The 20,720-nt window shown below is 72.6% G+C and carries 19 protein-coding genes; 3 read left to right on the plus strand and 16 right to left on the minus strand.

Translation table 11 applies throughout. From position 1 onward, the window contains the following. Positions 1-22: 22 nt before the first annotated feature. Both ACFP3R_RS15360 and ACFP3R_RS15365 read right to left on the minus strand, forming a co-directional pair. Positions 23-187, minus strand: coding sequence for a hypothetical protein (locus tag ACFP3R_RS15360; RefSeq protein WP_380636760.1), 165 nt, complete (start codon positions 185-187; stop codon positions 23-25). Beyond that, positions 184-1,449, minus strand: a complete 1,266-nt coding sequence (locus ACFP3R_RS15365; RefSeq protein WP_380636761.1) for a glutamate-5-semialdehyde dehydrogenase — start codon at positions 1,447-1,449, stop codon at positions 184-186. Before ACFP3R_RS15365 ends, ACFP3R_RS15360 begins: the two co-directional genes overlap by 4 nt. A gap of 89 nt (positions 1,450-1,538) precedes the next feature. On the opposite strand from ACFP3R_RS15365, the gene ACFP3R_RS15370 reads away from it, so the two are divergent. Then, positions 1,539-3,617 carry a RecQ family ATP-dependent DNA helicase gene (locus ACFP3R_RS15370; protein WP_380636763.1) on the plus strand — a complete coding sequence of 693 codons (2,079 nt, stop codon included), beginning with the start codon at positions 1,539-1,541 and terminating at the stop codon, positions 3,615-3,617. A 98-nt stretch (positions 3,618-3,715) separates the two neighbouring features. Next, positions 3,716-4,243 carry a GNAT family N-acetyltransferase gene (locus ACFP3R_RS15375; RefSeq protein ID WP_380636765.1) on the plus strand — a complete coding sequence of 176 codons (528 nt, stop codon included), beginning with the start codon at positions 3,716-3,718 and terminating at the stop codon, positions 4,241-4,243. Positions 4,244-4,358: 115 nt separating this feature from the next. Here the strand turns inward: ACFP3R_RS15375 and proB are convergent, their stop codons facing one another. The 6 genes from proB to ACFP3R_RS15405 form a co-directional block, all read right to left on the minus strand. Beyond that, positions 4,359-5,489, minus strand: coding sequence for a glutamate 5-kinase (gene proB, locus ACFP3R_RS15380; RefSeq protein ID WP_380636766.1), 1,131 nt, complete (start codon positions 5,487-5,489; stop codon positions 4,359-4,361). Continuing rightward, entirely contained in the window at positions 5,486-6,955 is a 1,470-nt protein-coding gene (gene obgE / locus ACFP3R_RS15385; RefSeq protein WP_380636768.1) for a GTPase ObgE, read from the minus strand. The genes proB and obgE overlap by 4 nt, the downstream gene beginning before the upstream one ends. 95 nt (positions 6,956-7,050) lie before the next feature. Further along, positions 7,051-7,311, minus strand: a complete 261-nt coding sequence (gene rpmA, locus ACFP3R_RS15390) for a 50S ribosomal protein L27 (RefSeq protein WP_380636770.1) — start codon at positions 7,309-7,311, stop codon at positions 7,051-7,053. A 14-nt stretch (positions 7,312-7,325) separates the two neighbouring features. Next, positions 7,326-7,640, minus strand: coding sequence for a 50S ribosomal protein L21 (gene rplU, locus ACFP3R_RS15395; protein WP_380636771.1), 315 nt, complete (start codon positions 7,638-7,640; stop codon positions 7,326-7,328). A 322-nt stretch (positions 7,641-7,962) separates the two neighbouring features. After that, positions 7,963-10,956, minus strand: coding sequence for a translation initiation factor IF-2 N-terminal domain-containing protein (locus ACFP3R_RS15400; protein WP_380636773.1), 2,994 nt, complete (start codon positions 10,954-10,956; stop codon positions 7,963-7,965). Positions 10,957-11,147: 191 nt separating this feature from the next. Then, positions 11,148-11,882: a TIGR03936 family radical SAM-associated protein gene (locus ACFP3R_RS15405; RefSeq protein ID WP_380636775.1), complete on the minus strand. Its 735-nt coding sequence runs from the start codon at positions 11,880-11,882 to the stop codon at positions 11,148-11,150. A 240-nt stretch (positions 11,883-12,122) separates the two neighbouring features. On the opposite strand from ACFP3R_RS15405, the gene ACFP3R_RS15410 reads away from it, so the two are divergent. Beyond that, the gene (locus ACFP3R_RS15410; protein ID WP_380636778.1) at positions 12,123-13,598 is read left to right on the plus strand and encodes a S8 family peptidase; all 1,476 of its coding nucleotides are present in this window, start codon (positions 12,123-12,125) and stop codon (positions 13,596-13,598) included. Between the two features lie 43 nt (positions 13,599-13,641). Here the strand turns inward: ACFP3R_RS15410 and ACFP3R_RS15415 are convergent, their stop codons facing one another. The 8 genes from ACFP3R_RS15415 to ACFP3R_RS15450 form a co-directional block, all read right to left on the minus strand. Then, positions 13,642-15,606: a TIGR03960 family B12-binding radical SAM protein gene (locus ACFP3R_RS15415; protein ID WP_380636780.1), complete on the minus strand. Its 1,965-nt coding sequence runs from the start codon at positions 15,604-15,606 to the stop codon at positions 13,642-13,644. 45 nt (positions 15,607-15,651) lie between these two features. Further along, on the minus strand, positions 15,652-16,488 hold the full coding sequence (locus tag ACFP3R_RS15420) for an ABC transporter permease (RefSeq protein ID WP_380636781.1): 837 nt from the start codon (positions 16,486-16,488) through the stop codon (positions 15,652-15,654). Then, a complete protein-coding gene (locus ACFP3R_RS15425) occupies positions 16,485-17,273 on the minus strand; it encodes an ABC transporter permease (protein ID WP_380636783.1) in 789 nt (262 codons plus the stop codon). Before ACFP3R_RS15425 ends, ACFP3R_RS15420 begins: the two co-directional genes overlap by 4 nt. Before the next feature lie 3 nt (positions 17,274-17,276). Beyond that, on the minus strand, positions 17,277-18,197 hold the full coding sequence (locus tag ACFP3R_RS15430; RefSeq protein WP_380636785.1) for an ABC transporter ATP-binding protein: 921 nt from the start codon (positions 18,195-18,197) through the stop codon (positions 17,277-17,279). Positions 18,198-18,308: 111 nt separating this feature from the next. Beyond that, the gene (gene ndk / locus ACFP3R_RS15435) at positions 18,309-18,719 is read right to left on the minus strand and encodes a nucleoside-diphosphate kinase (RefSeq protein WP_380636787.1); all 411 of its coding nucleotides are present in this window, start codon (positions 18,717-18,719) and stop codon (positions 18,309-18,311) included. 214 nt (positions 18,720-18,933) lie between these two features. After that, the gene (locus ACFP3R_RS15440; protein ID WP_380636943.1) at positions 18,934-19,134 is read right to left on the minus strand and encodes a transposase; all 201 of its coding nucleotides are present in this window, start codon (positions 19,132-19,134) and stop codon (positions 18,934-18,936) included. Between the two features lie 134 nt (positions 19,135-19,268). Beyond that, a complete protein-coding gene (locus ACFP3R_RS15445; RefSeq protein WP_380636789.1) occupies positions 19,269-20,015 on the minus strand; it encodes a hypothetical protein in 747 nt (248 codons plus the stop codon). Positions 20,016-20,108: 93 nt separating this feature from the next. Continuing rightward, positions 20,109-20,630 carry a hypothetical protein gene (locus ACFP3R_RS15450; RefSeq protein ID WP_380636791.1) on the minus strand — a complete coding sequence of 174 codons (522 nt, stop codon included), beginning with the start codon at positions 20,628-20,630 and terminating at the stop codon, positions 20,109-20,111. Between the last annotated feature and the right edge of the window lie 90 nt (positions 20,631-20,720).

The following is a 20,720-nucleotide window of genomic DNA, read 5'->3' on the forward strand; positions in this document are numbered from 1 at the left end:
GTAGGCAGACCGTTACCGACCGTCAACCGCTTTCGGTGCGCTTCAACAGGACGGAGGACGCCCGGGTCACCAGGGCCGCGGCGTGGATGGGGTCCGCGCGCAGCTCCGCCTCCTCGTGCGGCAGATGCTCGGCGGGCAAGTCCTCCGACGCCGCCCTGGTCTCGGCGGCGTCCCGGGGCCGGCTCACGACGTCGGCCGGACCTGTCCCTCGCCCCAGACGACCCACTTGGTCGAGGTCAGCTCGGCCAGGCCCATGGGACCGCGCGCGTGCAGCTTCTGGGTGGAGATGCCGATCTCCGCGCCCATGCCGAACTCGCCGCCGTCGGTGAACCCGGTGGAGGCGTTGACCACGACCGCCGCGGCGTCGACCCGGGTGGTGAAGCGGCGGGCCGCGTTGAGGTCGCTGGTCACGATGGCCTCGGTGTGGCCGGAGCCGTGCGCGGCGATGTGCTCCACGGCCTCGTCGAGCGAGTCGACCACGCGCGCGGCGATGTCCAGGGACAGGTACTCGGTGCCCCAGTCCTCGTCGGTGGCGGCCACCACGCGCTGGTCGCGGGCGAACCGCTCGTCGCCGTGCACCACGACGTCCCTGGCCAGCAGCGCCTGGGTGATGCGGGGCACGAACTCGTCCGCGACGGCGGCGTGCACCAGCAGCGACTCGGCCGCGTTGCACACGCTGGGGCGGCGGATCTTGGAGTTGAGCACGATGCGCTCGGCCATGTCGAGGTCGGCGGAGGCGTCCACGTACACGTGCACGTTGCCCACGCCGGTCTCGATGGCGGGCACGGTGGCCTGCTGCACGACCGCGTTGATCAGGCCCGCGCCGCCGCGCGGGATGACCAGGTCCACCAGGCCGCGCGCGGTGATCAGGTGGGTGACCGACGCGCGGTCGTGGCACGGCAGCAACTGCACGGCGTCCGCGGGCAGGCCGGCTGCCTCCAGGGCGTCGCGCAGGATCGCGACCAGCGCGGTGTTGGAGTGCTCCGCGGTCGACGAGCCGCGCAGCAGCGCCGCGTTGCCGGACTTCAGCGCCAGGCCGGCGGCGTCCACGGTGACGTTCGGCCGGGCCTCGTAGACCATGCCGACCACGCCCATCGGGACGCGGACCTGCCGCAGCTCCAGGCCGTTGGGCAGGATCGAGCCACGCAGCACCTCGCCCACCGGGTCCGCCAGGCCGGCCACCGTCTCCAGGCCGGCGGCCACGCCCCCGACGCGCGCCTCGGTGAGCGCCAGGCGGTCCAGCAGGCCCTGGTTCAGGCCGGCCGCGCGGCCCGCTTCGAGGTCCTTGGCGTTGGCCTCCAGCACCTCGGCGCACCGGGTGCGCAGCGCGGCGGCCATCTCGTGCAGGGCGGCGTCCTTGCGCTCGCGGGTGGCGAGGGCCAGCTCGTTGGCGGCGACACGGGCGCGCCGGGCCGCGGCGTGCACCTGTTCGCGCAGGTCGTCAATCACGCGGCTCAGCCTACGGTCACCCGGACGTGGCTGTCTTCGAGGTTCTCGCGGATCGGAACTGTCGGGGACGTCTGCCAAGGTGTTCGACCATGGACGACGGTGCGCTCCGCGAACTGGCCGAAGAACGCCTGAGGGCCCTGGCCGGCCCCTCGGCCGTGCTGCGCGACGACCAGTGGACGGCGATCCACGCGCTCGTGGCCGACCGGCGGCGGGCGCTGGTGGTGCAGCGGACCGGGTGGGGCAAGTCCGCGGTGTACTTCATCGCCACGGCGCTGCTGCGGTCCCTGGGCGAGGGGCCGACGGTGATCGTGTCGCCGCTGCTGGCGCTGATGCGCAACCAGGTCGAGGCGGCGGCGCGGGCGGGCGTGCACGCGGCGACGATCAACTCGGCCAACACCGACGAGTGGCAGGACGTGCAGGACCGGGTGGCGGCCGGCGAGGTCGACGTGCTGCTGGTGTCGCCCGAACGGCTGAACAACCCGGACTTCCGGGACTCGGTGCTGCCCTCGCTGACCGCGTCGGCGGGGCTGCTGGTGGTGGACGAGGCGCACTGCATCTCCGACTGGGGCCACGACTTCCGGCCGGACTACCGGCGGCTGCGGACGCTGCTGACCGAGCTGCCCGCCGGGGTGCCGGTGCTCGCCACCACGGCCACGGCCAACGACCGGGTGGTGCGGGACGTGACCGAGCAGCTGGGGCTCGGCGCGGACGCCGACGCGCTGGTGCTGCGCGGACCGCTGGACCGCGAGAGCCTGCGGCTGTCGGTGGTGCGGCTGCCGACCGCCGAGGCCCGGTTGGGGTGGCTGGCCGAGCGGTTGGGCGAGCTGCCCGGCTCGGGGATCGTGTACGCGCTGACCGTGGCGGCGGCGGACGACGTGGCGGCGTTCCTGCGCTCGCGCGGGTACGAGGTGGTGGCGTACTCGGGGCGCACCGACCCGGCGGAGCGGCAGCGGGCCGAGGCGGACCTGCTGGCCAACCGGGTCAAGGCGCTGGTGGCGACCTCGGCGCTGGGCATGGGCTTCGACAAGCCGGACCTGGGGTTCGTGGTGCACCTCGGCGCGCCCGCCTCCCCCATCGCCTACTACCAGCAGATCGGCCGGGCGGGGCGCGGCGTGGAGCGGGCCGAGGTGCTGTTGCTGCCCGGCCCGGAGGACCGGGACATCTGGGCGTACTTCGCCTCGCTCGCCTTCCCACCCGAACGAGTGGTGCGGCAGGTGCTCGACGCACTCTCACCGGATCGAGCGATGTCAACAGCCGCCCTGGAGCCCATAGTGGAATTGTCACGCACCCGCCTCGAAGTGGTGCTGAAGGTGCTGGACGTGGACGGGGCGGTGCGGCGGGTCCGCGGCGGGTGGGTGTCGACGGGGCGGCCGTGGACCTACGACGCCGAGCGGTACGGGCGGATCGAGGCGGCCCGGCAGGTCGAGCAGCGGGCGGTGCTCGACTACCTGGCCACCGACGGCTGCCGCATGGAGTTCCTGTTGCGGCAGCTGGACGACCCGCACGCGGCGCCGTGCGGGCGGTGCGACAACTGCACGGGTGTGCGGCCCTCGGCGGAGGTGTCGGACACGGCGGCCTCCGCGGCGCGGGAGCGGTTGTTGCGCCCGGGTCTGGAGGTCGAGCCGCGCAAGATGTGGCCCACGGGGATGGCGGCGGCCGGGGTGGCGCTGTCCGGGAAGATCCCGGCGGGCGAGGCGGCGACGACGGGCCGGGCGCTGGGGCGGTTGACCGACATCGGCTGGGGCAACCGGTTGCGGTCGCTGTTCGCCGAGGCGGACCGGGAGATCCCGGACGACGTGTTCGCCGCGTGCGTGAAAGTGCTGGCCGCGTGGGGTTGGGCCGAGCGGCCGGTGGGTGTGGTGACGGTGGGGTCGCGGGCGAAGCCGGAGCTGGTGGGCAGCTTCGGGCGGCGGATCTCGTCGGTGGGGCGGTTGCCGCTGCTGGGGCAGGTGTGGCTGGGCGAGTCGACGCACCGGGCCAACAGCGCGCAGCGGTTGGCGGGGCTGGTGCGGGAGGTGAGCGGACCCGATCTGTCCGGTGTGGACGGACCGGTGCTGTTGGTGGACGACCGGGTCGACACCGGCTGGACGATGACGGTGGCGGCGCGGGAGCTGCGGCGGGCGGGCGCGACGGCGGTGCTGCCGTTCGCCCTGGCGGTGACGGCGTGAGATCGACGGCGGGGAGACCGCCCCCCCCCCCCCCCCCCCCGACGGGCGGTGTGGCGGACAGGAGCAGGGGGTGGGCCGGTGGTGACGGGGTGAGGTTGATGGCGGAACGAGTGCTGCTGCGGCCGTTCGCGGCGACTGACGCGCCAGCGGTCGCCGCGTACCGGTCCGATCCGCACGTGGCCCGCTACCAGGGGTGGGACGTGCCGTTCTCCCTGGTGCAGGCCGAGGAGTTCGTGCGGGAGGTCGCGGGTCTCGACCCGGCCGAGCCGGGGTGGTTCCAGTTCGCCGTCGAGGTGGGCGGAAAGCTGGTCGGCGACGTCGGGGTGAACCTGCACCACAACCGGATGCAGGCGGAGATCGGCTACACGTTGGCGGCCGCGCACCAAGGGCTCGGGTACGCGACGGAAGCCGTGCGGCGACTGCTGGAGCACCTGTTCGACGAGCGCGGGCTGCACCGGGTGGCCGCCGAGTGCGACGCGCGCAACGGGCCGTCCGCCCGGCTGCTGACCCGGCTCGGGTTCCGCCAGGAGGGGCACCGGGTGCGGAGCACGTGGGCGAAGGGCGAGTGGACCGACGACCTGCTGTTCGGGTTGCTGGCCGAGGAGTGGAGGGAGCACATGATCTGACCGCGTGACCGGTGGCGATCGGGATCGGCGCGGGCGGGACCGGCAGGGGCCCGTCAGGGCTTGCCGGCTTGCCAGGGCCCAGGGTCTGCCGGGGCCTATGACCCCTGCCGGGGGCCTACGACCGCAGCGGAACCAGGTCGTCCGCGTGCACGACCTCGCGGCGCTGCTCCGCAGGCAGGTCGGCGCTCTTGCGACCGATCAGGCCGGGCAGTTCCGCGGCGTCGAAGGCCACCACGCCGCGTGCCACCACGTGCCCTGACGGGTCGACCAGCTCGACCACGTCACCGGCCTCGAACGCGCCGTCCACGTCGGTGATGCCCGCCGCGAGCAGCGACCGCCGGCGGCCGACGACCGCGGCCACCGCGCCGTCGTCCAACCGCAGCCTGCCGGTGGCGTCGGCCGCGTGCCCCAGCCAGAAGCGGCGCGCGGACAGCCGGGGGCCGGTCACCGCGAACGCCGTGCCGACGTCCGCGGCGCTCAGCGCCCGCGTGGCGTCGGTCGCGCCCGCCAGCAGCACGGGGATGCCCGCCGAGGCCGCCAGGCGGGCTGCCGCGAGCTTGGACGCCATCCCGCCGGTGCCCAGGCCGGAGGCGCCGGCCGAACCTGCCCGGACGCCGTCCACGTCGGCCGGGCCGGTCACCTCGGTGACGCGCTGGGCGCCCGGCAGGCGCGGGTCGCCGTCGTAGAGGGCGTCGACGTCGGAGAGGAGGTACAGGGCGTCCGCGCCCACCAGGTGGGCCACCAGGGCGGCCAGCCGGTCGTTGTCGCCGAACCGGATCTCCTCGGTGGCGACGGTGTCGTTCTCGTTGACCACCGGCACCGCGCCCAGCGCCAGCAGCCGGGAGAACGTGCGCTGGGCGTTGCGGTAGTGCGCCCGCCGCACCACGTCGTCCGCGGTCAGCAGGACCTGGCCGACGGTCAGCGAGTAGCGCCCGAACGAGTTCGCGTACGCGTGCGCCAGCGCGAGCTGCCCGACGCTCGCCGCCGCCTGCTGCGTGGCCAGGTCGCGGGGCCGCCGGGTGACGCCCAGGGGGGCCAGACCCGCCGCGATGGCGCCGGAGGACACCAGCACCACCTGGCTGCCCGCCGCGCGGCGGGCAGCCACGGCGTCCACCAGCGCGTCCAGCCGCGACCGGTCCAGGCCGCCCTCGGCGGTGGTCAGCGACGACGACCCGACCTTCACCACGACCCGGGCCGCCGCCGAGACGGCCTGCCTGGCGGGTGACGACGTCGTCGAGGCGATCACTCGTCGTCCTCTTCGTCTTCGTCGTCGTCGAACTCGTCGTAGACGCCGGGCAGGCGGCGGGCCTTCTTCGCCGCCAACCGCTCGGACGCGCCGACGCGCGTGTTCTGCTCCAGCCGCGCGTCGGTGCCGCGGCCGGTCATGGTCATGGCGATGCCGGCGGGCGTGGTCGGCTCCCAGTCGAACACCAGGTCGCCGATGGTGACCTGGCAGCCGGGTTCCGCACCCATCTTGACCAGCACCTCCTCGACACCGAGGCGGGCCAGCCGATCGGCGAGGTAGCCGACGGCCTCGTCGTTGTTGAAGTCGGTCTGCCGGATCCAGCGCTCGGGCCGCTCGCCGCGCACGATGAAGCCGCCCGGCGTGGTCGGGTCCTCCACCACGGTGAAGCCCGCGTCATCCAGGGCCTTGGGGCGCAGCACGATCCGCGTCGACTCCTGCTTCGGGCGTGCCGCCCGGTACTCCTCCACGATCCGCGCCAGCGCGAACGTCAGCTCGCGCAGGCCCTCGCGGCTGGCCGTGGACACCTCGAACACCGGCAGGCCGCGCGCCTCGACGTCCGGGCGCACCAGCTCGGCCAGTTCCTTGGCCTCCGGCACGTCGATCTTGTTCAGCACCACGACGCGCGGCCGGTCGGCCAGGTCGTCGGCCAGCGACGGCGTGTACTGGGCCAGCTCGGACTCCAGCGCGTCGATGTCCGACAGCGGGTCGCGGTCCGGCTCGTAGGTCGCGCAGTCCACCACGTGCACCAGCACGGCGCAGCGCTCGATGTGGCGCAGGAAGTCCAGGCCCAGGCCCTTGCCCTCGGCCGCGCCGGGGATCAGGCCGGGCACGTCGGCCATGGTGAACACGGTCTCGCCGCCGGTGATCACGCCGAGGTTCGGCACCAGCGTGGTGAACGGGTAGTCGGCGATCTTCGGCTTGGCCGCGGACAGCACCGAGATCAGCGACGACTTGCCCGCCGACGGGAAGCCCAGCAGGCCCACGTCCGCGACGGACTTCAGCTCCAGCACCAGGTCGCGCGCCTCGCCCGGTTCACCCAGGAGGGCGAAACCGGGGGCCTTGCGGGCCTTGGACGCCAGCGAGGCGTTGCCGAGACCACCGCGACCGCCCTGGGCGGCGATCAGCCGGGTGCCCTCGCCGACGAGGTCCGCGACCAGCTCGCCCTCGGGCGTGAGCACCACCGTGCCGTCGGGCACGCGCAGTTCGAGGTCGGCGCCGTTCGCGCCGTCGCGGTTGGCGCCCTGCCCGCCCTTGCCGCTGCCGGCCGAGGCGTTGGGGCGGAAGTGGAAGTCGAGCAGCGTGTGCACCTGCGAGTCGACGACCAGCACGACGTCGCCGCCCCTGCCGCCGTTGCCCCCGTCCGGACCGCCCAGCGGCTTGAACTTCTCGCGGTGCACGGAGGCGACGCCGTCGCCCCCGTCACCTGCGGCGGCGTGGATGACGACCCGGTCGACGAAGCGGGACACGGGTACTTCCTTTCAGCTGAAAGCAAACGAAACGAGGGGCGGGAGCCGGAGTGCACCGGTCCCGCCCCTCGTCGAGGCTCGTGCGGCCGTGGAGGTCAGGCGACCCCGGCCGGAACGATGTTGACGGTCTTGCGACCGCGCTTGACGCCGAACTCGACCGCACCGGGGGTCAGGGCGAACAGCGTGTCGTCCTTGCCGCGGCCGACGTTCACGCCGGGGTGGAACTTGGTGCCGCGCTGGCGGATCAGGATCTCGCCGGCCTTGACGACCTGACCACCGAACCGCTTGACCCCGAGGTACTGGGGGTTCGAGTCACGGCCGTTGCGGGAGCTGGATGCGCCCTTCTTGTGTGCCATGGCTAGTCAGATCCTCACTTACCGGTGATGCCGGTGACCTCGACGCGGGTCAGCTTCTGGCGGTGACCCTGGCGCTTGTGGTAGCCGGTCTTGTTCTTGAACTTGTGGATGCGGATCTTGGGACCCTTGGTCTGCTCGACGACCTTGCCGGTCACCGAGAACTTCCCCAGGGCGTCGGCGTCGGAAGTGACGTCGGAACCGTCCACAACGAGGAGCGGCGCCGCGAAGGTGATCTCGGAGTCGGGCTCGCCTTCGAGCTTCTCGACCTCGATGACGTCGCCGACAGCCACCTTGTACTGCTTGCCGCCGGTCTTGACGATCGCGTACATCGGGACGGAAGTCTCCTGCTACTCGACGGGACGGGACGCGCGCGCCTGAGCCGCACTGAGCGAGCGGGCTGGGCTTCACGCGACAGGGCCCACCGGATGGCGGGCCGCGTATCAGGTTACGTGGCGGTGGTGAGCGGGGTCAAACCGGGGTGGGTAGACCGGGTTTTCCCTGCTCAGGGCGTTGCGCCGGAGCTGCCCGGGAGCACCGCGGGGGCGAGGTCCATTGCGCCGGAGCGACCCGGGGAGCACCGCAGGGGGTCCGTTGCGCCGGAGCTGCCTCGGGGGGCCACCGCGTACGCGGTGGCCCCCCGAGGCGGAACGCTCAGGCTTCCTTGACCCCACCCAGCGGCGGACCGGCCGGACGGGAGGCGGCACGCCGCGGGGCGCGGCGACGACCGGCCGTCACTGGGGGCGCGGCGTCCGGGGCGTGGCCGTTGAGCGGCTGCTCCGGGACCTGGACCTCCGGGGTGCTCCCGGCGGGCCGCTCCTCAACCGCCTTGGGCTGCTCGGTCGCCTTGGGCTGCTCGACGGCGGCGGGGGCCTCGGCGGCCCGCTTCCGCGACGACCGCCCGGACCGCGACGACCTCCCGGTCGCGGGCTGCGCCTGGTCCTCGGAGACCGGGTCGGCAGGAGCCTGGACAGCCGGGGCCTGCACGGCGGGAGCCTGCACGGCAGGCACCTGTCCGGCAGGCGCCTGGTCCGCGGAAACCTGACCAGCGGGAGCCCGGTCGGCAGGAGCCTGCACAGCGGGGGCCTGACCGGCGGGGGCCTGGGCAACAGAGCCCTGACCGGCGGGAACCTGGTCAGCGGCCTGATCGGTCTCGGCGGCGTGCTCCGGACCGTGCTTGACCACGGCACCGGCCTCCCGGCGGGCCCGGCGGCGCTGGCGGCGCTCGCGCTTGGGCGCCTCGGGGGCGGCCTCCTCCTCGATCACGGCGGCCAGGGGCTCGTCCGAGGTGGACGGCTCCGTCGCCTGCGGCTCCCCGGCGGGGGCCGGGATGGGCTCGGTCACCGGCTGCGGGACCTCGACCACGGGCTCGGCCACCGGCTCGACGACCTCGGCGGACTTGCCGCGGCGCGACTTGCGGCCACCGCCCTGCTGCTGGGCCTGACCACCGCCGTTACCACCGTTGTTGCCGCCGCTGTTGCCACCGCCACCGCCACCACCACCGCCGTGGGAGTGGACCTGGTCGGTCGTCACGATCACGCCACGCCCGCGGCAGTGCTCGCAGGTCGCCGAGAACGCCTCCAACAGACCCGTGCCGACCCGCTTCCTGGTCATCTGCACCAGGCCCAGCGACGTCACCTCGGCCACCTGGTGGCGGGTCCGGTCGCGGCCCAGGCACTCGGTCAGCCGGCGCAGCACCAGGTCGCGGTTCGACTCCAGCACCATGTCGATGAAGTCGATGACGATGATGCCGCCGACGTCGCGCAGCCGGAGCTGGCGGACGATCTCCTCGGCCGCCTCCAGGTTGTTGCGCGTCACCGTCTCTTCGAGATTTCCACCCGATCCGGTGAACTTGCCGGTGTTCACGTCGATGACCGTCATCGCCTCGGTGCGGTCGATGACCAGGTAGCCGCCCGAGGGCAGCCACACCTTGCGGTCCAGGGCCTTGAGCAGCTGCTCGTCGATGCGGTACTCGACGAACGCGTCGTTGTTGCCCACGTGCCGGCGCAACCGTTCCTGCAGGTCGGGGGCGACGTGGCGCACGTAGCCGTCGATGGTGTCCCAGGCGTCCGAGCCCTGGACCACGAGCGTGGAGAAGTCCTCGGTGAACAGGTCGCGCACGACCTTGACCAGCAGGTCCGGCTCCTCGTAGAGCAGCTGCGGCGCCTGGGCCTTGGGCGTGCCCGCCTTGTCCTTGATGACCTGCCACTGGGCCTGGAGACGGGTCACGTCGCGGCCCAGCTCCTCCTCGGCGATGCCCTCCGAGGCGGTGCGGATGATGACACCGGCGTCCTCGGGGACGACCCGCTTGAGGATGTCCTTGAGGCGCTTGCGCTCGTTGTCGGGCAGCTTCCGGCTGATGCCGGTGGCGCCGCCGCCGGGCACGTACACCAGGAAGCGGCCGGGCAGGCTGATCTGCGTGGTCAGCCGGGCGCCCTTGTGGCCGACCGGGTCCTTGGTGACCTGCACCAGCACGCTGTCGCCGGTGGACAGGGCCTGCTCGATCTTGCGGGCCTTGCCCTCCAGGCCGGCCGCGTCCCAGTCGACCTCGCCCGCGTAGAGCACCGCGTTGCGGCCCCGGCCGATGTCGATGAACGCCGCCTCCATCGAGGGCAGCACGTTCTGCACCCGGCCGAGGTAGACGTTGCCGACCAGCGAGCCTGAGCCCGCCGAGGTGACGAAGTGCTCGACCAGGACGCCGTCCTCCAGCACGCCGATCTGCGTGCGGTCGCCGCGCTCGCGCACCACCATCGTGCGCTCCACGGCCTCGCGGCGGGCCAGGAACTCGGCCTCGGACAGCACCGGGGCGCGGCGGCGACCGGCCTCGCGGCCGTCCCGGCGGCGCTGGCGCTTGGCCTCCAGCCGGGTGGAACCGCGGACGCTGCGCACCTCGCTCTGCGCGGCCTCGGAGTCGGCCTTGTCGTCGCGGGCGTCCCGCGTCTCGCGGACGTGCACGACCGTGTTCGGCGGGTCGTCCTCGCCCGGCGCGGCCTCGTCCTCCACGCCGGTCTTGCGGCGACGGCGACGGCGACGCCGGCGGCTGGAACCGCCCTCGTCGTCGTCGGCGGCGGGCTCCTCGGCCTCGGCCTCGACCTCGGGGGCCTCGGCGGCCTCCTCCGAGCCCGGCTCGTCGTCGTGCTCGTCGCCCACGCCCTTGCCGCGGCCACGACCACGACGGCCACGACGGCGTCGGCGACGGCCCTCGCCCTCGTCACCGGCGTCGTCGTCGTGCTCGTCGACGTCGTGCTCGGCGTCGTCCTCCTCGACCGCGGGCGGCTCGACCACCGGGGGCGCCGGCGGCAGGAACACCGCCGACGGTGGCGCGAACAGCGGGGCCAGCGGCGCCACCTCGCGGGCGATCACCACCGGTTCCTCGGTGTGTTCGTCGACCTCACCGGTGACGATGTCGTCCCAGTTCAGCAGGCTCTCGGCCACCTTGAGCGCCAGGTCCCGGCCCACGCTCGACTGGGGACTGCGCACCGGTTCGCCGAGGTCGGCCAAGGCCGCCAGGACGTCCTTGCTGCTCGCGTTGAGCAGCTTCGCCAGCGCGTGCACCCGGAGCTTGGCCGGGAGTTCCGACAGGTCGGGGCGCACAGGTGTGGCGTTACCCCCGCCGGCGCCGCCGGCGGGCTTTTCCGTGTTCGACAAAGCAGCTCCTCCGCCCCCGGGCGCGTCTCGACCGACGCGGCCGCGCAGGGGCCTCTCTCGTCACTCACCGCCGCGGCTGGCGGCGGGAATCCTTGCCTCGCGCTGTGGCGCTCGCTGTGGGGCGCGCGGGCACAGCAGGTCGACTGCGGCTCTTCCTCGACGACGCCGTCAGCGCCGCTCCGGCTGCCCGGTCAGACCTCCTCCGCCACCCTGTCCAGGGCCAGCGGGTCGACCAGGCCGCCTTCATCGTCGAGCCGCCCCTGCGCCATCCGGGTCGCCTTCGCGGGCACCGGCGGAACCAGGTCGGCGACGACTCTGAGCGCGCTCAGCACGTCATCGGGTCGTACGGTAGGCGTTGTCTGCCGTACGACCGTCATGAGTATCCCACACGGTTGTGACAAATCCCCGGCATCGTGTCCCGCGTCGCTCGAATGCACCTCTACCTGGGCCGACACGAGGGCGGGCCGCACGTCGAGGACCCGGCGCCCGTCCTTGGTCAACCGCTCGACCTCGACGGACGGCGCGGCGAGCAGCGCGGCCACCGCTTCGGTCAACCGTTCGGGCGACACGCCGGGCAGCTCCAGCCGCCAGGCGCCGGCGTCGATGCGCTCGGGCAGGTTGCCGCCCGCCGACTCGACCACCTCCAGCACGTCCAGCCCCGGCGGCAGCACGGCGTCCAGCACGTCGCGCAACGCGTCGGGGTCCAACCGCTCCACGACCTGGACCTCGACGTACTCGGCCTCGCTGGCCACACCGGTCGGCGCCGCGCCCACCCAGGACACCTTCGGGTGAGGGCTGAAGCCCTGGGAGTACGCCATGGGCACGCCGGCCCGGCGCAGGGCCCGTTCGAAGGTGCGGGCGATGTCGCGGTGCGAGGTGAACCGCAACCGGCCGCGCTTGGCGTAGCGCAGCCGGAGCCTCTGCACGGGCGCGGCCGACGGGTTGGGCTGCTGCTGGCGGCTCAGTGCGACTCCTCCTGGGTACCCGGGTGGTGCCCGTTCGGGGGGTGAGCACCCCAACGGTCCACGTTCCTGCTCCACGAGGACGGTACCTTGGACGCGTTCGACACCGTTGACCTTGTCTGCCCCGCGCAGCCTGACTACCGTCCGGCGACAGCGGTCACCCCGGCCGGCCGGTCGAGCCGGTCCGAGTCATGGAGGTCCACAGTGCCTCTGCTCCGCCGCGTCCGAGCGGTCGCGATCAGCGCGGCGCTGCTCGCGACGGGCAGCCTCGCTGTCACCGCGAGCGCCCAGGCCGCCCCCGAGGGGGCGCCGCCGCCCGTCGACTGCGTCGAGCACGGCTCCCCGCTCCGCTACCTGGTCGTCTTCGAGCCCGGCACCAGCGCGCCGCTGGCCGAGGCCCGGATCGGCGGCGCGTGCGGCGCGGCCACCGCCTACTACCCGGAGATCGCGGTCGCGGTGGCGGTCTCGCCCGATCCCGGCTTCGGCGACCGGGTGGGCCCCGGCCGGGCCTACAGCGCGCAGCTCGACGGCCTGTCCAAGCGGACCGGCGCGCCCGCCCGCAAGAAGGACGACGAGGTCACGGGCCCGCGCACGGCCGAGGGCGCGGTGGACCGCACGGCCGAGCAGTGGGACATGGACCTCATCCGGGCCGCCGAGGCGCACGCGGTGAGCACCGGCAGCCGGGACGTGGTGGTCGGCGTGCTCGACTCGGGCATCGACCCGACCCACCCGGACCTGGTCGGCGCGCTGGACCCGGAGCTGTCCGCGGGCTGCACCACGGGCGCGGCCGACCCGGCGCGGGCGTCCTGGTCGCCCACGACGTCCGCGCACGGCACGCACGTGGCGGGCGTCATCGCGGCGGCCGACGACGGCCTGGGCACCACGGGCGTGGCGCCGGGCGTGCGGATCGCGTCGGTGAAGGTCGTGGACGACGACGGGTTCATCTACCCCGAGTACGCGGTGTGCGGGTTCATGTGGGCCGCCGAGCGGGGCATGACCATCACCAACAACAGCTACTTCATCGACCCCTGGGTGTTCACCTGCCAGGACAAGGCGGGCCAGGCGGTGGTCTACGAGGCGGTGCGGCGCGCGGTCGAGCACGCCACCGCGCGCGGCGTGCTGACCGTGGCGGCGGCGGGCAACTCGGCGGCCGACCTGACCAAACCCTCCCTGGACGCGCAGAGCCCCACCAACGCGGCGACCGAGGACGTCAAGCCGCGGCCGGTGGACAGCTCCTGCCTGGTGCTGCCCGCGCAGCTGCGCAACGTGGTGGCGGTGTCCTCGGTGGGCGCGGACCAGGTCAAGGCCGGGTACAGCTCCTACGGCCTGGGCGCGGTGGACGTGACCGCGCCGGGCGGCGACCGCAGGCAGCCGCCCGACGACGGCCGGAACGGGTGCGTGCTGTCGACCGTGCCTGCGGGCTACGACTACTCGTGCGGCACGTCGATGGCCGCGCCGCACGTGTCCGGGGTGGCCGCGCTGCTGGCGTCCAAGCACCCCCGGGCCGACGTGCCGGAGCTGAACCGGATGCTCAACCAGCAGGCGGAGACGCTGCCGTGCCCGGCCGACTACGACCTCAACGGCACCGGCGCGCAGGACGCCTACTGCACCGGCTACTCCGAGTACAACGGCTTCTACGGCCACGGCATGGTGGACGCGCTGGCGGCCGTCCAGGGGTAGTTCCGCGGTCCCCGGGGCCCCCGAGGGAGCCCCGGGACGGGGGTCAGCGCTCGGCCAGCGCCGGGTTGCGCACCGGCGAGCCCTTGCCCACCGGCGAGATCGGCAGCAGCGCGCGGCCGGTCGGCCCCACCTCGATGTCGGTGCCCATGGCCGGGCACACGCCGCAGTCGAAGCACGGCGTCCAGCGGCAGTCGTCCTGCTCCCGCTCGTCCAGCGCGTCCTGCCAGTCGGCCCAGAGCCACTCCTTGTCCAGGCCGGAGTCGAGGTGGTCCCAGGGCAGGACCTCCAACTCCTCGCGCTCCCGGGTGGTGAACCAGGCCAGGTCCACGCCCAGCGGCTCCAGCTCGGCCGCCGCCGCGTCCACCCACCGCTGGTAGGAGAAGTGCTCGGACCAGCCGTCGAACCGGCCGCCCTCGCGCCACACCCGCTCGATGACGTGGCCGATGCGCCGGTCGCCGCGCGAGAGCAGGCCCTCGATCAGCGACGGCTTGCCGTCGTGGTAGCGCATACCGATGTTGCGGCCCAGCGAGCGGTCCGAGTTCACCGCCTCGCGCAGCTTGCGCAGGCGGTCGTCCACCGTGTCGGGGTCGCACTGGGGCGCCCACTGGAACGGGGTGTGCGGCTTGGGCACGAACCCGCCGATGGAGATCGTGCAGCGGACGTCCTTGCGGCCGGACACCTCGCGACCCGCGCGGATGACGTTCTTCGCCATCTCCGCGATCTGGAGCACGTCGTCGTCGGTCTCGGTGGGCAGGCCGCACATGAAGTACAGCTTCACCTGCCGCCAGCCGGCCCCGAACGCGGCGCTGACCGTGCGGATCAGGTCCTCCTCGGACACCATCTTGTTGATCACGCGCCGGATGCGCTCGCTGCCGCCCTCGGGGGCGAAGGTCAGGCCCGAGCGGCGGCCGTTGCGGGACAGCTCGTTGGCCAGGTCGATGTTGAACGCGTCCACGCGCGTCGACGGCAGCGACAGGCTGGTGTTGGTGCCCTCGTAGCGGTCGGCCAGGGCCTTGGTGACCTCGGCGATCTCCGAGTGGTCCGCGCTGGACAGCGACAGCAGGCCGACCTCCTCGAAGCCGGTCGCCTCCAGGCCGCGCTGCACCATCGCGCCGATGCCCTCGATGGAGCGCTCCCGCACCGGTCGGGTGATCATGCCCGCCTGGCAGAACCGGCAGCCGCGGGTGCAGCCGCGAAAGATCTCCACGCTCATCCGCTCGTGGACGCTCTCCGCGAGCGGCACCAGCGGCTGCTTCGGGTACGGCCAGGCGTCGAGGTCCATCGTGGTGCGCTTGAACACCCGGTAGGGCACGCGCTCGCGGTTGGGCACCACGCGCTGGATGCGGCCGTCGGGCAGGTACTCCACGTCGTAGAACCGGGGCACGTACACGCCGCCGGTCTCGGCGAGCCTGGTCAGGACCTCGTCGCGACCGCCGGGGCGCCCCTCGGCCTTCCAGCGCCGGACGATGTCGGTGATCTCCAGGACGGCTTCCTCGCCGTCGCCGAGCACGGCCGCGTCCACGAACGCGGAGATGGGCTCCGGGTTGAACGCGGCGTGCCCGCCGGCCACCACGATCGGGTGGTCTTCGGTGCGGTCGGCGGCGTGGAGCGGGATGCCCGCGAGGTCGAGGGCGTTGAGCAGGTTCGTGTAGCCCAGCTCGGTGGAGAAGCTGACGCCGAACAGGTCGAACGCGCCGACCGGGCGGTGCCCGTCCACGGTGAACTGCGGCACGCCGTGCTCGCGCATCAGCGCTTCCAGGTCGGGCCAGACCGCGTAGGTCCGCTCGGCCAGCACGTCCGGCTGCTCGTTGAGCACCTCGTACAGGATCATGACGCCCTGGTTGGGCAGCCCGACCTCGTAGGCGTCGGGGTACATCAGGGTCCACCGCACGGCGGCGGTGTCCCAGTCCTTGACGGTCGCGTTGAGCTCCCCGCCGACGTACTGCACCGGCTTGGACACCCTGGGCAGCAGCGGTTCCAGGGCGGGGAAGACCGACTCGACGCTCACGCCGTCCAGGGTAACCGGTGGCCCCGGCGCCCTCGGCCGCCCCGCTCAGGTCAGCAGCAGCCTCCCCAGCCGGCGCGCCGCCACGGCCACCCCGACCACGGCCATCACCACGAAGTAGGCGGCGTGGCCCAGGTCGTCCCAACCGACATAACCGGTGGTCAGGCCCCTGAGCAGCTCGATCGCGTGGTAGAGCGGCGTGCACCGGACCACGGCCTGCAACCAGCCCGGGTACACCGACAGGGGGTAGAACGTGGTCGAGAACAGGAACAGCGGCAGCACGGCCAGCTGGACCAGGTCGAAGTCCTGCCACGAGCGCATGAAGGTGGCCGCGGCCATGCCCACGGCGGCGAACGCCAGCGCGACCAGCAGGCACACCGGCAGCGCGAGCAGCGCCCACGGCGAGTCGACCAGGCCGAACGCGAGCATCACGCCGAGGAAGCCCGCCGAGTACAGGCCGCCGCGCAGCAGGCACCACAGGGCCTCGCCGACCGCGATGTCGACCGGGCCCATCGGGGTGGCCAGCACCGCGTCGTAGACCTTCGCGTACTTGAACTTGAAGAACAGGCCGAACGTGGCGTCGTACACCGCGCCGTTCATCGCCGAGGCCGCGAGCAGGGCCGGCGCGACGAAGGCGGCGTAGTCGACCGGCCCGGCCGGGCCCTGGACGGTGGCCACGAGCTGCCCGAAGCCGAACCCGAGGGACAGCAGGAAGAACAGCGGCTCGAAGAAGCCGGAGACCACCGCCAGCCACGCCCGCCGGTTGACCAGGTAGGAGCGCTCGACCAGGGCGTGCGGGCGCCCCGCGTACAGGCCGGGCGGGACGACGCGGAGCAGCAGGCCGCCGCGGGCCCGCGGCTCGACGGGGTCGAGGGTGCGGGTCATGCGGTGAGCCTCCGGTGGAAGAGGTGACGGCCCAGGACGACGCCCGCGACCACCAGGGCGACCAGGTAGGCGACGTGGCCGAGGGCGGGCAGCGCGCCGAGGGTGCCGAACGCGGCGCCGCGGGCCAGTTCGATGCCGTGCCACACCGGGGTGGCCCAGGCGAGCGGGTGCAGCCAGGCGGGCAGCTGGTCCAGCGGGAAGAACGCGCCGGTGAACAGGGTCATCGGCATCAGCACGAACCGGAAGAGGGCGTTGAACGAGTCCGGCTTCTCCCGGGTCGCGGTGAAGGCGACCACGGGCGCGCTGAACGCCATGCCCGCCAGCACCGCGAACGGCACCGCCAGCACGGCGGAGGGGCTGGTGACCGCGCCCAGCGCGGCGGCGACGCCGAGGAACACGGCGGTGCCGGCGGCCAGGCGCAGCGCGATCCACAGCAGCTGGCCGTAGAGCACCTGCGCGGGCGTGACCGGGGTGGAGACCACGCCGAAGAAGGTCTTCTGCCACTTGAACGACGACAGCACCGCGTAGGTGGACTCGAACATGGCGCTCTGCGCGGCGGAGAGCACGAGCAGCGCCGGCGCGAGGAAGACGACGTACGGGTGGCCGCCGGTGGCCTCGCCCACCGGGACCTGCGAGCCGAAGCCCAGGCCCATGGCGAGCAGCATCAGCACCGGTTGCAGGAAGTTCGAGACGGCCGTGGCCCGCCAGTTGCGGCGGTACCAGGTCCAGTGGTTCTCCACCGCGATCAGCGCGGCGCGGAACGAGCCCAGCACTCGTGGTTCCACCGGTCAGTCCACCAGCGTCCGGCCGGTGAGGCGCAGGAACACGTCCTCCAGGCTGCTGCGGCGCACCAGGCTCGACACCGGCCGCACGCCCCGCGCGTGGGCCGCGGCCAGCGCCGCCTCGCCGTCGGCGGTGTAGAGCAGCACGCGGTCGGGCAGCACCTCCACCCGTTCGGCCAGGTCGCGCACCTCGGTGGCGCTCTGCTCGCCCGGCGGGAAGCGCAGCTCCAGCACCTCGCGGGTGGAGTGGCGCCGGATCAGCTCGGCGGGCGCCCCCTCGTCCGCGATCCGGCCGCCGTCCATCACCACCAACCGGTCGCACAGCTGCTCGGCCTCGTCCATGTAGTGGGTGGTGATGATCAGCGTGACACCGGACTGCTTGAGCCGGAACAGCCGGTCCCACAGCAGGTGGCGGGCCTGCGGGTCGAGGCCCGTGGTGGGTTCGTCGAGCAGCAGCAGCTCCGGGTCGTTGACCAGGGAGCGGGCGATCGTCAGCCGCCTCTTCATGCCGCCGGACAGCGGCTCCACCTCGGCGTCGGCGCGGTCGGTGAGCTGGGCGAACCCCATCAGCTCCACGGCCTTCTCGCGCACCGCGCTGCGGCTGAGCCCGAAGTAGCGGCCGTAGACCTCCAGGTTCTGCCGGACGGTCAGCTCGGCGTCGAGGTTGTCCTGCTGGGGCACGACGCCGAGGCGGGCGCGGATCCGCGGGCCGTCGGTGTCCGGGTCCAGGCCGAGGACCCGCAGCTCGCCGCCGGTGCGCGGGGAGACGCAGGAGATCATGCGCATGGTGGAGGACTTGCCGGCGCCGTTGGGGCCGAGGAAGCCGAACGCCTCGCCCTTGCGCACCTCCACGTCGATCCCGCGGACGGCTTCGAACGTGCCGAAGTGCTTGGTCAGCGCCTTGGCCTCGACGAGGGTGGTGGTCACGCGATCACGGTAGCGGCGGGGTACGACAGGCACCGAGTCGTTTTGGCGCGGGTGGACCGGGCGCGCGAACGGCCCGGGACCCTCGGGGTCCCGGGCCGTCGGAAGGGCGGCTCAGAGGTTCGGGAACCAGAGCTTGACCTCGCGCTCGGCCGACTCCGGCGAGTCCGAGCCGTGGACCAGGTTGAACTGGACCTCCAGCCCGAAGTCGCCCCGGATCGTGCCCGGCGTCGCCTTCTCCACCGGGTCGGTACCACCCGCGAGCTGGCGGAACGCCGGGATCGCCCGCGTGCCCTCGACGACCAGCGCGACCAGCGGACCGCCGGTGATGAACTCCACCAGGTCGTTGTAGAACGGCTTGCCGTCGTGCTCGGCGTAGTGCTGCTCGGCCGTCGCGCGGTCCACGACGCGCAGCTCCAGGGCGGCCAGCTTGAGGCCCTTGCGCTCGATGCGGGAGATGACCTCGCCGACCAGGCCGCGGCTGACGCCGTCGGGCTTGACCAGGACCAGGGTGCGCTCGCTCACGGCGGTCGATACTCCTTCGTGGGGGATCGTGCAACTGCGGCCAAGGGTAGCCGGGGCTGCCACAGTGTCCGCCGTGACCACCGAGAAGCCCCACCTGGCGCCCGCCGTTACGGCGGGTGCCGTGATGTTCGTGCTGCTGCGCCTGCTCGCGGTGGCGCACTACGACTGGCACGTGGCGTTGGATTGCTGATGCTCCTAATTGCTGATGCTCCTATCAGAATGACCGGAGGCGTCGGCAGCAGATCAGGGCGCAGGCGAGTTCCAGGACCGCCTCGTGTACGTCGGTTCGGCGTTCCCAGCGGATCCGCAGGCGTCGGAACTGGCGCAATCGGGAAATTCCGCGTTCGACGACCCGTCGCAGTGTGCCCAGGCCGGAGCCGCGCGGTGTCTGCCGTCGGACGAGGATCGGTGAGATCCCGAGGTGCGCCGGTGAGGGTCACCGCGAGCGGGATGCCGCCGCCGCTGATCACGTGGTGCTGCGGGCCCGCACCGCGGCTTCCCTGCGCCCCGTGGTGCGGGGCCGTTCGCCGCGTGGAGCCGAGATGCGGGTTACGTCGTTACCGGAGTCATCTCGAAGGCGTTCGGCAGGTGCAGCCAGGCGGTGGACTCGGCGTCCCACCCGGTCAGGATCGCGGTGCCATGCGATGTCATGACCGGGACATGTTGCGCCGTGAGGAGGCCGGGCACGGTCAGGTGCACGGCGTCGAGATCCTCGGCGGCACGGGTCCAGCACACCTGCACGCGTCCGTCCGACGAGCGCGGGTACCGGTTCACCAGTCGCCCGTAGTCGAAGGGTGAGTCGATGGTGAACAGCCGGATGTCCGCCGGGTCGAACGTGACGGTGAACAGCGGTCGGTCCGGGCCGAACTCCGCCAACTCGCCCCACTGCCACATACTGGCGCCCTCGGGAAGGATGGACGAGGTCCACAACGCCCCGACCGGTTTGTCAGGGGCTGTGGTACTCGGGGGTCCGTCAGCCACCTGGACCGTACGCGGTGTCACGTCCGTCGCGTACCGCGCCTGGGGCGACCGCAACGATGTGTTGCCGAGGGACCCGGTCGACAGCCGTCGTAGGACGGCTGTAGCGATGTGGTCGAGTTCCGGCGCGGGCCGCGCGGTGAAGTCGCGGCCGGAGTGCTGAAGGGACACCGCGAAGGCGATGTGCCGACAAAGGTCTTCGTCGGTCAGGGCGTTGAGTTGAGCGCCGAGGTCGAGATCGCCGAAGAAGTCGCGCAGGAGCAGGCACAGTTCGATGAACGCGGGGCTTCTGGGCTGGTCGATGGTGCGATCGACCATGGGTGGACCTCATATTCGCGCAGGGTGATTGGCCCCCTGGACTGTAGTGCCGCCTGGTCCGGGCACCCCCGGTGCCCGGACCAGGCCGGCCGGCTAGCAGTTGACCTGGATTTCCGGGGTCCTGTGGGTGCGCTCGTGCCGAGCGTCGTTGCCCTCCACCATCAGGAACTCCGCCTTGGCGTAGTAGCGGGCGGAGACGCAGCCCAGCGCTGCCGCTGCGCTGACGTAAGACCCGTTCCCGGAGTTGTTCACGGCCGAGTTCTGGGCCACCAGCTTGAAGTAGCCGGGGTTGCTGCTTTCGCGGTACAGGTAGGTCTCCACCCCCAGGTACTTCTTCTTGCTGTTGCAGTTGATCACGCCGTTGCTGGTCACGTTACCTGCTACATGGCCTGAGTTGTGCGGCCAATCAAGGTTGAACTTGCAGTCGGAGACATCCTCCATCGGCCGGATTTCCCCGGCGTCGAGCAGTTCGGACTCGGGGATCAGGTCGGATGTGCCTGTTGTCATGGCCGGTCCTGCCAGGCCGACGCCGGTCTCCGCAGTAGCGACCGCGGCTCCGGTGAGCAACAGGGACGCGACTGTGCCCACGACGACGGCATAGTTGGCGAAACGCATTCTTCTCCTCATTGCAACGCGTGAAAGCATGGAATAAATCCAGCTCAACGATCAAATCATTGAATCGTTCGCCACCGTTACCGCCGATTG

The sequence above is a fragment of the Saccharothrix lopnurensis genome, from assembly GCF_042658445.1.
GTDB classification, from domain to species: Bacteria; Actinomycetota; Actinomycetes; order Mycobacteriales; family Pseudonocardiaceae; genus Actinosynnema; species Actinosynnema lopnurensis.

Coding starts and splice junctions, on each gene's coding strand:
- rpmA (WP_380636770.1), bottom strand. CDS start 7,311: ATGGCACACAAGAAGGGCGCATCCAGCTCCCGCAACGGCCGTGACTCG.
- rplU (WP_380636771.1), bottom strand. CDS start 7,640: ATGTACGCGATCGTCAAGACCGGCGGCAAGCAGTACAAGGTGGCTGTC.
- ACFP3R_RS15420 (WP_380636781.1), bottom strand. CDS start 16,488: ATGACCCGCACCCTCGACCCCGTCGAGCCGCGGGCCCGCGGCGGCCTG.
- ACFP3R_RS15370 (WP_380636763.1), top strand. CDS start 1,539: ATGGACGACGGTGCGCTCCGCGAACTGGCCGAAGAACGCCTGAGGGCC.
- ACFP3R_RS15445 (WP_380636789.1), bottom strand. CDS start 20,015: ATGGTCGATCGCACCATCGACCAGCCCAGAAGCCCCGCGTTCATCGAA.
- ACFP3R_RS15450 (WP_380636791.1), bottom strand. CDS start 20,630: ATGCGTTTCGCCAACTATGCCGTCGTCGTGGGCACAGTCGCGTCCCTG.
- ACFP3R_RS15375 (WP_380636765.1), top strand. CDS start 3,716: ATGGCGGAACGAGTGCTGCTGCGGCCGTTCGCGGCGACTGACGCGCCA.